Origin of the sequence: Clostridium sp. DSM 8431, assembly GCF_900116755.1 — a bacterium.
Taxonomy (GTDB): Bacteria; Bacillota; Clostridia; order Clostridiales; family Clostridiaceae; genus Clostridium.
In genome coordinates, this window is the sequence record NZ_FPBY01000083.1 from 1 (window position 1) to 15,151 (window position 15,151).

Below are 15,151 nucleotides of genomic sequence, written 5' to 3' on the forward strand. Positions count from 1 at the left end.
GGTTTGTCTCATTGAGCGGATGCCAAATATATATTGAATCATTACTATTTTTATTAGAACTACAGGGTCTATGCTTTCGCGACCGTAAGGCTTATATAAATCTCTTACTTCATCATAAATAAAGTCTAGATTTATTGCTGCATCTAATTTTCTAACTAAATGATTTTTAGGAACAAGATCATCTATACTTAATAATTCTATTTGATTTCTATCTGCTTTCTTTTTAACACCCATCATATTGAAACACCACCTTATATTAGTTAATTATATTTTAACATAAAAATAGACAACTATCTTCGAAAACGAAGTTAGTTGTCAACAGTCTGAAATATTGAAAGAATTCAATATTTAGATGAAGATAAAGTATTTGAAACTTTAACAAATGAGCTGATTCAAAGAATAGAAAATAAAGAAGAGAGCAAAAATAAGAGTATAGATTCTAATGAAAAGGCCTATTATTTAAAGGATGCTAAAGAAATATCTTTAGAAGAAGCTGATTTTTCAATTAATCAAGCTTTTGAACTTTTTGAACCTAATAAAGAAGTTTCTATATATGAAGAAGAACATAATAATCTTTTGAGTATTTATAATAGGACTGATGAACAAGAAATGAGACTTGAGGAAATTAAAAGCACTATATTAGGTGCAGTTACAATTTCAAAGTCTGCTTATATTGATTCTGTAGATATATTTAGAATTGGAATGCAGCACTATCTTTATGGAGAAGACAAAGAAACTATTATATATAAAATTTATAAAAATGGAATATTGGGAAAAATTAGATAATTGTCCTGTGGTGTATTATATGTTAAACTTATCAAGTATTGTGTTTTAATAGTAATACCTACATAAAATAAACTGCTACAAAATTATTATTGAATAATTTTGTGGCAGTTTTTTTGTAAAAAGCTCAATTATGAAATAGAGTGATAAATAAAGATAAATAATTAACTAAGTATTTAGTTAAAACACATACTTTTTATTTCTTGAAGTTCCTCTAAAATTTTAGCAGTCTTGGCTATTGAGTATTGATTTACTAATTAGAGTACTTACGCCATAATTAGCTTTCTTTTTTATGATTATTCATAGTTTTTTTATTTCTAACACTTTATTTTAGCAATTATACGAATTCCAATATATCATATCCTTAAAAAATTTTGTTAAGAAGATTGATATATATTTATCACTTTTAGCCATAATACAGCTTAAAAAAGAAAAAATAATAAAAAAAGACTATAAAAGTAAAAAGATTTTTAAAAAATATATTATAAATAAATAAAATTACTATAATTTTGTATGAGTAATTCAAAAAACGACAAAAAATGTGTGTAATATATGGTAAATAACTTGGAGGAACATAGATGATGAGAAAAGTTAAAATTGGTCATGGATTAATGCTTATCATATTGGTAGTATCATGTTTGCCATTATTATTAATGAGCTGGATGTCTGTAGATTACATGAAAAAAGGTGTTAAAGTTAATTTTGAAAAGGATGTAAAAGCAATAGCTTCTACTGTAGCAGTTATGGTAGATGATAAGTTTGAATCTTATATTAATAAATTATCTACAGCTGTAAAAAGCGGAGATTTCCAAAATATTAGTGAATTGCAAAAACAATTAAATGTTTTATCAAGTGATGAATTTCATATTGTTAATGTTTATAAGGACTCTCTCAGGTAATATGATAATTTCAATACATATGAGTGTTATCCGAGATGGTAATTTTATAGGGGGTGTAGGGTTAGACTTAGATCTTGCTAAGTTTGCAGAAAATATATCACAGTTAACTTTTGGTCAAACTGGTAAAATAACAATCATTGATAGTGAAGGAAGTATTGTTGTAAATACAGACTCTTCAAAAATTGGAAGTCTAGAACTTATGCAAGATAGCATATTAGACAAAATGGCTAATAATAGTGACAAATTATTTAATTTTAATTATAATGATGAAAAATATGATGGGGTATATGTAACATCTAAAACTCCTGGATGGAACGTGTTTGCTCAAATACAAGACGAAGAATTAAATAAAACTATATATGCACAAAGAATGATTTTATATATTGTTTTAACTTTATCAGTATTAGCATCAGCCTTATCAGCATATTTCTTTAGTAGGCATTTAAATAAGTTACTATTTAAAGTTATAGAATCTATGGATAAAGTATCATCAGGTGATTTTACTTCCGAGATGAGTATAGATATAAAAACATATGAAATGAGCAGGATTAATGAAAGTTTCAATAATATGGAAAAAGGTATTTCAAGTCTTATAAAAAATATTAATAATAGTATTGAGCATTTAAGTGAACGTTCTGTAAAATCTGTAGCTAAAAGTGAAGATTTAGCTGATTTAATAAATGAAGTTGAAAAAGTAATTTCTGAAATATCCAAAGGAACAAATAGTTCAGCAGATAGTCTTGGAAACATAACTCTTAATATGGAAGATTTATCTTCATTCATGAATAAGGTAAGTGAAATAAATGGCAATTTAAATGAAACGGCTATTGAAGCAGAAAAATTAGTTGAAAAAGGTCTAAGTATTTTATCAGATATAATTAGTAAAAGTGATGCAACTAAGAATTCTACTTTAAAAGTTAAAAGTGTTGTAGAGCAGGTTTCAGGAAGTATTAATAACATTAAAGGTATTAATGAAACAATACGTGGAGTTACAGTTCAAACTAATATGTTAGCATTAAATGCTACAATTGAAGCTGCTAGAGCTGGAGAAGCTGGAAGAGGTTTTGCAGTTGTTGCAGCTCAAATTAGAAAACTTGCTGAAGAAACAGCAGTTTCTGCAAAAAAGATAAATGAAATAATTAAAGAAATAGATTATAAGTCTGATGTAGCAGTTGAGAGTGTTGAAATTACTACAAATGTTGTTGAAGAACAGGATATAGCTGTACATGAAACTAAGGAAGTATTTAATGATATGATGCATTCTATAAATGAACTTACTAAAAAGATTTATAATATGAATGATGAATTTAATTCTGTAAATAAGATGAAGGATAATGTGGTAGTTCAAGTAGAAAGCTTATATTCAATATTAGAGGAAACAGCAGCAAGTATAGAGGAAGTAAATGCATCAGCAGAAGATGTGTCAGTAACAGCAGGTGAATTTGTTGATGAATTTAAAGATATAAAAGGAAAAGCTGAGAAGTTATCAGAAGATATTTCAAAGTTTAAATATTAAAAATAGGACAGGTATCTTAAAATTTGGGATATCTGTCTTTTTTAGTTTTATCATAAGAACAAACGGAGTAAAATATAAGATGAGGGAGGTAGTGGATGTGAAAAAGGTTATTATCTTTTCTCTTTTAATTATTTTAATAAATACTCTTTTTGGATGTAGCAATAAAAATGAAGGAAGTTTTAAGAATAATGATGAAACTTCTAAAAGTAGTGATAATATATCCTCAAAAACTTTAAAAAAGAAAAGTCAAGATAAAAGTGATGATTCTTCTAAAAAGGAAGAAACAAAAAGTAATAAAAAGAAAAAACAAAGTGAGGATGAAGAATTAGAAGAGTTTTATGGAAAGTGGCATATAAAAAAGGTTGATTGGTATGGTGATAAGGCGCTAGAAAATAATTCTAATAATGTTGTTGGTAAGACAATAGAATTCTCAAAGGATAATATAGTTTATAATGGTAAAGAATACAGTAAGCCTTCTTATACAATTGAAGAAGTAAGTGATTCTGACTTTTTTAAAGCTTATAATAAGAAATTATCTGATTTTCAGATTGATAGTGATTCTGCAGAGGAGGTAAGGGTTGGAAATAGTAATGATATAAGCATTGGGAATGTGTATATATGGAAAAATTCTGATACTCTTATTATGATAAAAAACGGAAACTGTTATGAACTTAAGAAATTGTAGAAAATCATTTGATGAAAAGTTTACAAAAGACAATAAAAAATGTAATATATAGACAAGGGTATTTGTATAAGGCTTAACTACAATTTTAAGTTAAAGGAGAGGAAAGTCGTGGAGGTTCATTTTCAGTTTAATGGGAAAGAGTATTTAGATACTATACTTAAGGATAACATTAGTAGTAAAAAATTTAAGAAAAATCTTATATGTGAAGCTGTCGTATTTCTTGCATTGGTATTTTTATTTGCCCTTAGAATTAGATACGTAAAAATTAGACATATCATAATGATAATAGGGGTTATAGTTGTATTCTTTGTGAAAAAAGTAAATACTATAAGACTTAAAAAGGAATTTAGAGATAAATATAATATTAAAGATAATGATGTAAGAATTACACATATCAAACTTGATGATAATTTTATTATAGTAAGCCAGATTATGGAGGAAAGTAAGTATTCTTATGAAGCTGTTAAAGAAGCTTATGTAATTGGTGATTATCTATACATAAAATTTATTGATGATAGAAGAGCATGTGTTCATGCAAGAGCTTTTCAAGATGGTGAGAGTGCACAGAGATTTGTTAATGATTTAGAGAAAAAGACAGGCTTAAAGGTATATAGAAGAAAAGATGAAATAATAAAATAATAAGAAATCTGAGTTATATGAACTCAGATTTTTTATTATCTTCAAAAACATAATGGTATTAAATTTACTTTTTTAAAAACATTACCAAATTCCGTATTTATTCTTTTTTAATAAAATAAGCATAGAAATCTTGCTAATTTTGTAGAATTGCTTTATAGTATACCTATAAAGTAAAATAGTGGGGTGGCTTTTTATGCAAGGGCATATGTGCTATACAGATAAAATAGCTAATGAAATTTTAGAAAAAGAAATACATGAAAATGAGTGGGAGAAGTTTATTAAAGAGAAGTACAATAAGAAAGGTTTAACATTAATTGGAGTTAGACGAGAAAAAAGAATTATTGCATCAAGAATGGCAGATAATGCAGTAAATGAATTTTGTAATATTTTAACTGCAAGTTTTTGCTTTTTATCAGGTATTGTTTCTTATTTATTATGTGATAAGTTATTAAGTCATGGAACTGTACTAAAGTTATTTTTACCATTAATAATTGTATTTGCTATGGCTGCATTTTTTTTATCTGTATTAATGAATATGAAGAATAAAAGTATTATTTATGCTTTGTGTAATAAAAATTTGCTAAGTATCGAAGAGAAGTTACAAGAAGAATACACAAGAGTTGAGATTAAAAAAATTATAGATGAAGATTATATGCCTTGTGATATTATTGATTCCAATATTGAAGAAGAAAGTTCTAAAGATGATGCAGTAGAAGAAGTAGAAATTAAAGCTTTTGATATTGATAATAAAAATAAAGATGTTGAGCTTAGTTTAGGTTAAAAAAAGTTATTTGTTAAAATAACTTTTTTATTTAATATTTTACAAATATATTTACAATAATTTCAATTATTCCTTTAGTAAGACTTGAGGATGTTACAAAAGAAATAGAAGAACTATTATCTTTAATTAAAAAAAGCGGCATTAAGTCGCTTTTTTTAAATAAGCATATACAATAGTTTTACTTTTAGACTTTAATTCTACAAAGTTTAAAGCCTTTAAAAATGTAGTGAGTTTTTTGAAACCATAGTTTTTAGTTTTGAAATCTGGATATAATTTTAATAGCTTTTCACCTAGTGATCCAACATGAATTCCCATACTTCCAGCTTCTTTTAGTAAATCTTTTATGGTGCATATTATTTCATCATCATAAAGATCTTCAGAAGTAATATCTTTGATTTTTTGAACTTCTTTTAATGAAAGTATGGTACTATTGTTTGAATTATGAGTTAGCTCTATAAAATCTAAGGCTCTAAAGAATTTAGGGATTTTACTAAAACCGTATTTTAAAGTGTATCCTGGATGATTAAGTAGGAGTCTTTGATTAACATATCCTATATCAACTCCATTTTTATCATTATAATCACTAATTATATCAATTATATCTTGCTTTAAATTATCATCAATTTTTATTTTTTTATGATGTACAATAGGACTATCTTTTTTATCAGATTTTAAATAGACCTTTTGTGCTTCAACAGTAAGCTCATCAATATCACCTAAGAATTTAGATAACTTACTATAACCATAGTTTCTTACATCAAAATCTGGATATCTATTAGTAAGCTTACTTCCTAGTTCTCCCATATATACACCAGAGTCGTTAATAGAAATATCATTAATCATTTTTAAAATTGTATTTTTTATAGTTTTTATACTAGTCATACTTTTTGAACTGTTATTTATAGGGTTTACTATTTCTAAAAGTTCATTTTTTTCATTATAATCCATAGAAATTGCAGCTTCAGATATATTTATATCGTTATGTGAAGCAGAATTTTCACTTTTAGCTAGTATATCTAAATATTTAAATTGGTTACATGCAGATACAAAAGGCTTTGGAGTTTTTTCTTCTCCCATTCCAATAACAATCATTCCAGATTCTCTAAGTCTTGTTGCAAGCCTAGTGAAATCGCTGTCACTTGAGACAATACAAAAACCATCAACATTATTTGAATATAAAATATCCATTGCATCAATAATTAGGGCAGAATCACTTGAATTCTTACCAACAGTATAATTATATTGTTGCATTGGAGTTATAGAATTTTCTAATAATACGTCTTTCCAAGAAGAAGTAGTTGGTCTAGTCCAGTCTGCATATATTCTTTTATAAGTTGCTATACCATAATTAGATATCTCATCTAAAATATATTTTATATATTTTGCAGATATATTATCAGCATCAATTAAAATTGCAAAACGCTTTTCGTCCATATAATATTAGAATTATTAATAATCCTTGCTCCCCCTTTTAAATAGAATAAATCATTTATTATATATTTAGTTTAACATATTAGACTATATTATGTAATCTTTATTTTTTATTATGTTTTTTTACGAAATTACATAACAATTCATAAGTAAAGTGTATTTTTTATAACTAAATATTAATTTTATTAAATATCAAAGTGTTTTCAAGATAATAAAACATTTACATAATACCATATAAATATGGAATTGTCTAACAAAAAAATTGGATTTTTAAAAAAACATAATATAATATAAAAATAATATTAAAAACCATTTTAACCCATTGACTTTTTTTCAAGAAAATTGATACTATTATAGAGTATGTTAATTTATTAAGGAAATTAGGTGCTAAGATATTAGTGCCTTTATCTTTGCATATAAATTATGAAAAATAGAGGAGAGTATTAATGCAGGAAAAGAAATATGATTATGATGAACAAATTAAAAATTATTTTAATGAGCAATATATAAATACATTTTCAAAAGTAAAAGGAAAATTAAAAGATACAAGCCTTAACTCTTTATTAGGAAATGAAACTAAACAAGTATTAACAGATGTTGCTAAGAGAATAGAACTTAAAGGATATTCAAAACTAGGTAAAGATGCCTTAGTTAACTTAATTGCAGATAATATAAAGGAAATTTATTCAGACTTACTTGGAGAATTAACATATAAGGAAGTAGTATTACTTGAAAAGTTAGCAGAAAAAGATTTAAATGAATATGTATTTAATATAGAAGATTTACATTTAATTGGTGGATTAAATTCAATGGGTCTTTTATTTAAGTTAAATATAAATAAAGATCTTTATTTAGCAGTTGCTAAAGAAGTTAAAGAACCTTTAAAGAAATTATATACAAATAATGAGTATATGGAAAACTTAAAGGAACGTTCTAAGGGAGCAGCATACATAGATGGTCTTATGATACACTATGGAATGTTAGATGGAAGCGAAGTATATAAACTTTTAACAGAAGGAAACTGTGAATTTATAAATAAGGAAGATTTAGATTTCTACTTAAATTATATATTTAGAAGTTATGAAGCATTTAAAGATGCTAATGCTTTAATACATCCATATGTATTATCACCAGTAGATATTTATTCACAAATATCTGCAAGACCTAATGTTAAGTATGATTACAACAACTTTGAATATTTAATAAAATTAGGTGAAGACTTTAAGTCATGCTGGACTGAAGAAATTAAAGTCTTAAGAAAATCATTAATAGAAAATCAAGTTAAAGAAGAAGATGTAGATTCATTAATTACAGAACTTATATTTAACATGAAAAATGAAATAGGAACTATGTCTATTGTAGAACTTCTTGAAAAAAGAGGGGCAGTATTTATGCAAGGAGCTAAGTCTTCTGAAGAATTAATTACAGCTGTAGCAGATGTATATAATTCAACACCTTTATGGACTCTTAAAGGAACTACTGCTTTAGAATTAGAAGAAAGAAGCAAGACAATTATCCGTACTGAAAAGAAAGTAGGAAGAAACGATCCATGTCCATGTGGTAGTGGAAAAAAGTACAAAAAGTGCTGTGGACGTAATAAATAATTAATAAATTATAAATAAAAAAGGTGCATTTGAATAATTTTGGAATCATTCAAATGCACCTTTTTTAATACAATTAATATATGTTCGCTGAGTAAGTTCTGGTAACCAAATATAAAATTTGGACTGGGAAAAAGGAAACTCGACTCGCTGCGCTCCCTGAGTAAGTTCCGGTAGCCAAATATAAAATTTGGACCGTCACTTAAGTTCTTTTCATTTTAAATTCTGTTTTACATCTCTTGCAAGTTACAATTATATTCTTTTGCCCCCTTGGAAGACGAAGTTTTTGACTACAGTTTGGACATTGTACAATCTTATAATTTTTGAATTGATTAAATGAATATTTTGTCTTATCAAAAAACCATGATAAACCTCTGAAGTTTATGGCAGGAAGATTATAAGAAATTTGTCTACGACTCTTTTTTAATAGTTTGTTATTAATAAAAGCTACAAATTTATAATTTTCTGAGTAACGTTTATTAGTGTTTTTTGAAAAGGCACGGAATAAAATTATAGCCATTAATATAAGATTTATTGGTCTTGTATACCTGTTTAGATTAAGTATAGTACCTAAAAACATCAAACATATTGATAAAAAGTCAAAACCATAAAAGTAATTCATATAAACACCTCCATCTATAATGGAAATTGTAACATAAATAACTAGATATGCAAATGAAATAAAAGATAAAAATATACTTTTAAAGAGATAGATGTTATAATATACTAGGTAATAATTTCTATAATATACAAAAAATATATAAAAATTTGAAAGTAAAATAGAGGTGATGATATTTGGATATAAACGGTGTAATTGCTGAATATAATAAAGTGAGAGATGAAGAGGCGGCTGTAAAGATGTCGCTATATATGAAAAGAAATTTTAAATTTCTGGGAGTAAATAAAAAAAAGCGAGAAAGAATCAATAAGAAATTCTTTAAGACTATAATTCTCAAAGAGAACATTGATTGGAAATTTGTATACCAGTGTTATGAAAAAGAAGAAAGAGAATTTCAATATCTTGCTTTAGATTATATTTTTTATATGAAAGAATTATTAAAACCAGAAGATATATATATACTTGAAAAGTTAATAGTAGTAAGACCCTGGTGGGATGTAAATGATTTAATTGCAGAAATAGTAGGATATATGTGTTTGAAATATAGTAGAGTTAAAAGCAGGGTACTAGTGTGGATAGATGATCAAGATATATGGCATAAAAGAGTAGCTCTATGTTGTCAAAATAAGCTAAAGCTAAGTACAGATAAAGAACTTTTAAGCAGAGCTATTTTACATAATATATATACTAAAGAGTTCATTATAGATAAGGCCATTGGAGTAGCCCTTAAAGAATATTCAAAGAGTGATGAGAAATGGGTGAAGGAATTTTTAGAAAATCACTATCTATCTTCTGTGAGTAGAAGAGAAGCTAAAAGGTTTCTAGGATAGTATTATATAAAGTTTTCTGCCTAAGGCTACGAAATTAATATATATTAATTTATAAGGTATAAGGGTGGAAATAGAATATGCAAATGATAAATGTTTTTGGAGATACGCTAAAAGAATTAAAGTCTATATCAGGCTTGAAGTCAGTTATACTTGCTAATTATCTTGGATATGATGTGTCATATATAAGCAAGTGGTGTACAGATAAAAAACTTCCCTCTGGGAGAAACATAGTTAAAATAATTGAAGATGCATCAAGAATTTTTGCAAGAGAGATTATAAATGGTGGAAAGCTTGAAAAATTTAATGCTAGGTATGAAACAAATATTAAAGAGATTAAGGAATTAAGCGAGAGTATAAAAAATTTATTAGAGGATTCTTATGATAGATCTAAAAGAAATGAAAGTGTGTTAAAAAAGGATGATAACAAAATTGTCTTTGGGAGAAATGAAATTGTATCTTGTGTAAAGGATAGATTAAAAAAACTTATTGAAAATGGTGCGAGGGAATTTGACATTTATACTACATTGGATATTTTACAGATGAATATAGCTTATCAAGATAAGGAGTTTTTATCCTATGATTTTCCTAGGGTAAATATAAGAATTGGCTGCGATATGTCTATGCAAGAGAAAAATAACTTTGAAAGAGTATCAAGTATACATTATTTATTAAGTAGATTAAAAAAATGTGATTTTCATGTTTATGATAATAAAGAATTTGGCAAATCTAATATATTTATGGTGAAAAATGAATTTGCTATATTATTTTCTTTAAATAAGGATGAAGAAATTGATTTTGGAGTTTTTATAAACGATAAAGAAGTTTTAGAAAAAATGTATAGCAATATAAATAACAAGTTTAATTTGGCAGATAATCTAATTGAAACAATAAGTGATGAAGATATATCAGATAAAAAATATATTATGAATTTTTATAATAGTGATAGATTTAATTTTCTGTTTAATGTTGAATTTGATTATCTTAGACCAGAGTTATTAATAAAGAATGAAGTTAATTCTGTTTTAGAAAAGAATAGGATATCATATTTAAAGACTATAGTTGATAAAAATATGAAGTTTAGTAATATAAATATATTTATAGTTAATAGAATGCTTGACAATTATATTTATTCTTCACTAATAGAATCAGGGCATGATGAAGTGAAAAATATTTTTAAAAGTCTTGATTATCTTATAGATAGTATGAAAGAAAATGAAGGAATAAAATTGTATACCGTAGATAGTGAAAAGTTTGATGCGGAAACCATGAAATATGCTTTGCCAGTGTATAGTGGAGACAATTTTACTATTCTAAAAAAATATACTGCTGTAAGTGAGGATAAGTCATCTTTTTATGTTATAAAAAAACCCTAAAATAATTACTTATATAGAAGAGGCGAATAAAGAATTAACTAAGAAGAAATATGTAAGAGAAATGAAATTAAGTGAATTAGAAGAAAATATACAGATATATAAGAAAATATTTAAATAATTTATTGGAAAAAGTTGAATTCACATTTAAGTCAACTTATATATGCTAATATATTGGTGAGCGGATAAATATTATACTATAAAAAAGGTGCAGTACGAACTGCAAAAATCTCTTATATTTATACTATCTCATATAAGTAGAAGAAGTTTAAAATAAGAATTTCTGTTACTGAGCAGATAAAAAACTCAAATACCCATAACACACACTACCTGAAAAGCAATCTATTTAAATAGGTTGCTTTTTAAATGGAGTTAAGTGTATTATTAACTTTGATGAGTTTTAGAAAGGCAGGATATACTTATGAGAAATATAGAAGAATCAAAGGGAAAGATATTTAGACATTTTAAAGGAGATCTATACCTTCTTGAAGACTTTGTTATTCATTCAGAAACTAGAGAAAAAATGGTTTTATATAGAGCTTTATATGGTGATTGTGGTTTATTTGTAAGGCCATATGAAATGTTTTTTGAAAAGGTTCCAGAAAATAAAGTAAATCCAACTGGTCAAAAGTATAGATTTGAAGAATATGAAGTTAAAAGTGTAAAGTAGAATTATAAATATTAAATTATATATTAGATGCTTTTTATGAAATAATATTTCTTAAAAAAGCATCTTTTAATTTGTGAATATTTTTTATTGATAATCAAATAATAATTTTGTAAACAGAAATAAGGAGGAAATTAAAATGAAGCAGAATGATAGTATTAAATGTTCTGTACAACAATGTAAATATAATAATAAAAAGGATTATTGTTCATTAAATCAAATTATGGTTGGAACTCATGAAATGAATCCTGAAGAATGTGAATGTACAGATTGTCAATCATTTGAATTAGAATAGAGGGTCTTAAAAGGAGGTGTATCTGAGTATAGATATACCTCCTTTTAACTTTATAAACTATTAGATAATTATGCTTTGTATAATTTAAACTTACAATGTAATATATGAATATTTTTTCTTTTAAAAAGTGTATACCTTTTGGGAGATTAGATGATAGGGGGAGTTTTATGAACATAGTAGTTTTATCAGGTAGTATGAGAAAAGAAGGAAATACAGATTTATTAGTAAAATCCTTTGTAAAGGGAGCAAATAAAAATAATGAAGTAGAAGTTATATCAGTTGCAGATTATAAGGTTAATCCTTGCATTGGCTGTAATTCTTGTTTTGAAAGAGAGGGAAATAGATGTTTTCAAAAGGATGATATGGATATTATTTATGAAAAGTTATCTAAGGCAGATATGATTGTTATAGCTTCTCCAGTTTACTTTTATGGCATAAGTGCAAAGTTAAAAGCCATAGTTGATAGGCTTCATACACCTCTAAGAAATACTTTTAAGCTCCAAAAACTTGCTTTACTTTTAGTAGCAGCTGCAGTAATTCCAGGAGTTTTCGATTCTATTGAAGTTCAATATAAATTAGTCTTAGATTTCTTTAAGCTAGAAGACTCTGGCAAAGTTTTAGTAAGGGGAGTAAAGAATAAAGGTGATATTAAGGGAAATAAGGCCCTTGATGAAGCCTATAAGTTAGGTTCTAGTATTTAAGAATTTTAATTTTTATGGAAAAATAGTAAAAAGTGCTATATAATAAAAGAAGTTAATAGATAAAGACAAAGTAGGCTGCCTTATTAAATTAATGGCAGCTTTTTTAGGCAAGGAGGCATATTTTTATGAATATTACAGTAAATAAAGATTATTTATTAAATACAGCAAAAGAAATATTAGAATTTGATAGTCCTACTGGTTTCTGTTTTGAAATTATGGATTTAATAGAAAAGAAAGCAGGAGAGTTTGGATATACTTTAGAAAGAACTAATAAAGGTTGCGGAATTATTACAGTGCCTGGAGAAAACAATGATAAGGTTATTGGACTTGCAGCTCATGTTGATACTTTAGGAGCTATGGTAAGATCAATAACTCCTGAAGGGACATTAAAGTTTAGTATAGTAGGAGGACCTATAGTACCAACTCTAGATGCAGAATATTGCAAGATAAGAACAAGAGATGGAAAAATATATACAGGTACATTTTTAAGTACAAGTCCATCAGTTCATGTTTATGAAGATGCTGCAAGCAAGAAGCGTGATGAAGCAAATATGGAAATTAGAATAGATGAAGTTGTAAAGAGTAAAAGTGATGTAGAAGCTCTAGGAATAAATAATGGTGATTTTATATTTATTGCTCCAAAGACAACTGTTACAGAAAGTGGCTTCTTAAAATCAAGATTTATTGACGATAAGGGTAGTGTAGCTTGTTTAATGGCTTTACTTGAGTTATTTAATAGAGAAGGTATAAAGCCTAAAAATACTTTGAAAATATTAATTTCTGCATATGAAGAAGTAGGTCATGGAGCATCATATCTTCCAGAGGACATTACAGAACTTTTAGCAGTAGATATGGGATGCATAGGCTCTGATCTTGCATGTACAGAATATGATGTAAGCATATGTGCTAAGGATTCAGGTGGACCTTATGACTATAACATGGTTACTGAATTAGTTAATCTAGCAAAGGATAATAATTTAGATTATGTAGTAGATATATATCCTCGTTATGGTTCAGATGTTGGAGCTGCTTTAAGAGGTGGAAACAATATTAGAGGAGCATTAATAGGACCAGGAGTATCAGCTTCTCATGGAATGGAAAGAACTCATTATAATGCTTTAGAGCAGACTGTTAAACTTCTATACTTATATACAAGATAATTATTTTTGATGTATAATTAAAAGAAAAGGATTGTGGGGTAAGTACTAGTGGAAAATAAATCAGTTCAAGAACTTATAAGTGAATTTTCTAAGTTAGATAAAAATGATAAAAAAGCTATATTAGCTAAACAAACAGAAATACTACATACTCTAATAAAACAAGAGTACATATATACACTTTTAGATAAAAAAACAACTCTTGATCAGTTTAAAAATAAATCAGGAAATATATTAACAAGTGGAAATAGCCTTGGAAGACCATACTTTAGAATTTTTTCTAAGAAGGAACTTGCTGAAAAGTGTGCAGTAAACTATGGGTTAACTATAGCTACACCAGAAAATGAAAATCAGCCTTTAATCTTTAAAGTTACAACTAAAGGAATGATTAAAACTGCATATAATGCAATGTTTAAAGGACTTTTTGATATAGTTATTGATGATGGGGCAAATTGGATTGATGTAAATGTTAGGAACTTTGTTAATTCTTTATATTCATATGTTGGAGAAGAGGATTTAGTGGCTCCTATAGATTTTACTCTTGTAAATATAGTAAATATGTTAAAGTATACTGATAAGCCTATTTATTCTATTATGGATTTTAAAAGTGAAGATGATTCTAAGAAGATTCAGATATTCTTAGAAAAGAGAGATGCAGAGAAGTATGCATTGGAAAAATTAAAGGATATAGGCAAAATTAAATTACTGAATATTGATAGTTTTAATAATCTTGTAGTAGATAATTTTGTTAAAGATAGCAAGCTTGAGATGTCAGTAGTATATGGACCTATTGTTAGAACAATTAAACTTGCAAAAGCTAACTTTATATTAAATAAAATGTTATAAAAAATAGATGAAGAGGATATGTTCTTGTATTCTCTTTTTTTGAAAATAAAAGACCAGCTAATAATAGTCAAGTAAATTTTAAAAAATAATATTTTTTAAAAAAGGGTATAGCAAACAAACCATTTGTAAAACACGAATGGTTACAAAAAATGTAAATCAATTAAGCGGCACTATTTTGAGAAGTATTTTCTAAAAACATTTGTTTATGTATTTTAGGATTTCGTAACTCAAATGGAGTTTGGTTTCGAAGTACTGCAAAGATATAATTTATTAATTTGTGCATTATAGCAACTAAAGCAACTTTAGCTTTTTTGCCTTGCAAATTAACTTT

17 protein-coding genes and 1 pseudogene are annotated in these 15,151 nt (G+C 26.4%); 14 read left to right on the forward strand and 4 right to left on the reverse strand.

Features of this window, described 5'->3' with window-relative positions; all coding sequences use genetic code 11:
* Positions 1 to 237 (reverse strand): transposase (locus BM384_RS09775; protein WP_175537319.1); only part of this gene is annotated, 237 nt, incomplete at its 3' end.
* Between the two features lie 339 nt (positions 238 to 576).
* On the opposite strand from BM384_RS09775, the gene BM384_RS09780 reads away from it, so the two are divergent.
* The 6 genes from BM384_RS09780 to BM384_RS09805 all read left to right on the forward strand — a co-directional run bounded on the left by BM384_RS09780 (position 577) and on the right by BM384_RS09805 (position 5,303).
* Positions 577 to 786, forward strand: a complete 210-nt coding sequence (locus BM384_RS09780; protein WP_090013253.1) for a hypothetical protein — start codon at positions 577 to 579, stop codon at positions 784 to 786.
* A 575-nt stretch (positions 787 to 1,361) separates the two neighbouring features.
* A complete protein-coding gene (locus BM384_RS09785; protein ID WP_090013254.1) occupies positions 1,362 to 1,682 on the forward strand; it encodes a hypothetical protein in 321 nt (106 codons plus the stop codon).
* Positions 1,683 to 1,701: 19 nt separating this feature from the next.
* Positions 1,702 to 3,198 carry a methyl-accepting chemotaxis protein gene (locus tag BM384_RS09790; protein ID WP_175537333.1) on the forward strand — a complete coding sequence of 499 codons (1,497 nt, stop codon included), beginning with the start codon at positions 1,702 to 1,704 and terminating at the stop codon, positions 3,196 to 3,198.
* 97 nt (positions 3,199 to 3,295) lie between these two features.
* Positions 3,296 to 3,883: a hypothetical protein gene (locus tag BM384_RS09795; protein WP_090013257.1), complete on the forward strand. Its 588-nt coding sequence runs from the start codon at positions 3,296 to 3,298 to the stop codon at positions 3,881 to 3,883.
* Between the two features lie 108 nt (positions 3,884 to 3,991).
* Positions 3,992 to 4,522 carry a YcxB family protein gene (locus BM384_RS09800; protein ID WP_090013259.1) on the forward strand — a complete coding sequence of 177 codons (531 nt, stop codon included), beginning with the start codon at positions 3,992 to 3,994 and terminating at the stop codon, positions 4,520 to 4,522.
* Positions 4,523 to 4,715: 193 nt separating this feature from the next.
* Positions 4,716 to 5,303, forward strand: coding sequence for a hypothetical protein (locus BM384_RS09805; RefSeq protein WP_090013261.1), 588 nt, complete (start codon positions 4,716 to 4,718; stop codon positions 5,301 to 5,303).
* 141 nt (positions 5,304 to 5,444) lie between these two features.
* On the opposite strand, the gene BM384_RS09810 is transcribed toward BM384_RS09805, so the two are convergent.
* Complete coding sequence (locus BM384_RS09810) at positions 5,445 to 6,737, reverse strand: NYN domain-containing protein (RefSeq protein ID WP_090013263.1); 1,293 nt, start codon at positions 6,735 to 6,737, stop codon at positions 5,445 to 5,447.
* 443 nt (positions 6,738 to 7,180) lie between these two features.
* Between BM384_RS09810 and BM384_RS09815 the strand changes: the two genes are divergently transcribed.
* Positions 7,181 to 8,338 carry a YecA family protein gene (locus BM384_RS09815; RefSeq protein ID WP_090013265.1) on the forward strand — a complete coding sequence of 386 codons (1,158 nt, stop codon included), beginning with the start codon at positions 7,181 to 7,183 and terminating at the stop codon, positions 8,336 to 8,338.
* Between the two features lie 199 nt (positions 8,339 to 8,537).
* Here BM384_RS09815 and BM384_RS09820 read toward each other — a convergent pair whose 3' ends face one another.
* A complete protein-coding gene (locus tag BM384_RS09820) occupies positions 8,538 to 8,957 on the reverse strand; it encodes a hypothetical protein (RefSeq protein ID WP_090013267.1) in 420 nt (139 codons plus the stop codon).
* 173 nt (positions 8,958 to 9,130) lie between these two features.
* Here BM384_RS09820 and BM384_RS09825 point away from each other — a divergent pair, with 173 nt between their 5' ends.
* The 7 genes from BM384_RS09825 (at position 9,131) to BM384_RS09855 (ending at position 14,820) form a co-directional block, all read left to right on the forward strand.
* Positions 9,131 to 9,784: a DNA alkylation repair protein gene (locus BM384_RS09825; RefSeq protein ID WP_090013269.1), complete on the forward strand. Its 654-nt coding sequence runs from the start codon at positions 9,131 to 9,133 to the stop codon at positions 9,782 to 9,784.
* A 77-nt stretch (positions 9,785 to 9,861) separates the two neighbouring features.
* Positions 9,862 to 11,157 (forward strand): helix-turn-helix domain-containing protein, encoded by a 1,296-nt coding sequence (locus BM384_RS09830; RefSeq protein ID WP_090013271.1) that lies wholly within the window; start codon positions 9,862 to 9,864, stop codon positions 11,155 to 11,157.
* 418 nt (positions 11,158 to 11,575) lie between these two features.
* The gene (locus tag BM384_RS09835) at positions 11,576 to 11,824 is read left to right on the forward strand and encodes a DUF1653 domain-containing protein (protein WP_090013273.1); all 249 of its coding nucleotides are present in this window, start codon (positions 11,576 to 11,578) and stop codon (positions 11,822 to 11,824) included.
* Between the two features lie 136 nt (positions 11,825 to 11,960).
* A complete protein-coding gene (locus BM384_RS09840) occupies positions 11,961 to 12,116 on the forward strand; it encodes a DUF1540 domain-containing protein (RefSeq protein ID WP_090013275.1) in 156 nt (51 codons plus the stop codon).
* A 167-nt stretch (positions 12,117 to 12,283) separates the two neighbouring features.
* The gene (locus tag BM384_RS09845; RefSeq protein ID WP_090013277.1) at positions 12,284 to 12,817 is read left to right on the forward strand and encodes a flavodoxin family protein; all 534 of its coding nucleotides are present in this window, start codon (positions 12,284 to 12,286) and stop codon (positions 12,815 to 12,817) included.
* Positions 12,818 to 12,942: 125 nt separating this feature from the next.
* Complete coding sequence (locus tag BM384_RS09850) at positions 12,943 to 13,977, forward strand: M42 family metallopeptidase (protein WP_090013279.1); 1,035 nt, start codon at positions 12,943 to 12,945, stop codon at positions 13,975 to 13,977.
* A 48-nt stretch (positions 13,978 to 14,025) separates the two neighbouring features.
* Positions 14,026 to 14,820 (forward strand): hypothetical protein, encoded by a 795-nt coding sequence (locus tag BM384_RS09855; RefSeq protein WP_090013281.1) that lies wholly within the window; start codon positions 14,026 to 14,028, stop codon positions 14,818 to 14,820.
* 160 nt (positions 14,821 to 14,980) lie between these two features.
* Here BM384_RS09855 and BM384_RS17345 read toward each other — a convergent pair.
* Positions 14,981 to 15,151, reverse strand: a pseudogene (locus BM384_RS17345) (IS110 family transposase); the annotation flags it as partial.

Coding starts and splice junctions, on each gene's coding strand:
- BM384_RS09830 (WP_090013271.1), top strand. CDS start 9,862: ATGCAAATGATAAATGTTTTTGGAGATACGCTAAAAGAATTAAAGTCT.
- BM384_RS09840 (WP_090013275.1), top strand. CDS start 11,961: ATGAAGCAGAATGATAGTATTAAATGTTCTGTACAACAATGTAAATAT.
- BM384_RS09805 (WP_090013261.1), top strand. CDS start 4,716: ATGCAAGGGCATATGTGCTATACAGATAAAATAGCTAATGAAATTTTA.
- BM384_RS09810 (WP_090013263.1), bottom strand. CDS start 6,737: ATGGACGAAAAGCGTTTTGCAATTTTAATTGATGCTGATAATATATCT.
- BM384_RS09790 (WP_175537333.1), top strand. CDS start 1,702: ATGAGTGTTATCCGAGATGGTAATTTTATAGGGGGTGTAGGGTTAGAC.
- BM384_RS09785 (WP_090013254.1), top strand. CDS start 1,362: ATGATGAGAAAAGTTAAAATTGGTCATGGATTAATGCTTATCATATTG.
- BM384_RS09850 (WP_090013279.1), top strand. CDS start 12,943: ATGAATATTACAGTAAATAAAGATTATTTATTAAATACAGCAAAAGAA.
- BM384_RS09815 (WP_090013265.1), top strand. CDS start 7,181: ATGCAGGAAAAGAAATATGATTATGATGAACAAATTAAAAATTATTTT.
- BM384_RS09845 (WP_090013277.1), top strand. CDS start 12,284: ATGAACATAGTAGTTTTATCAGGTAGTATGAGAAAAGAAGGAAATACA.
- BM384_RS09835 (WP_090013273.1), top strand. CDS start 11,576: ATGAGAAATATAGAAGAATCAAAGGGAAAGATATTTAGACATTTTAAA.
- BM384_RS09820 (WP_090013267.1), bottom strand. CDS start 8,957: ATGAATTACTTTTATGGTTTTGACTTTTTATCAATATGTTTGATGTTT.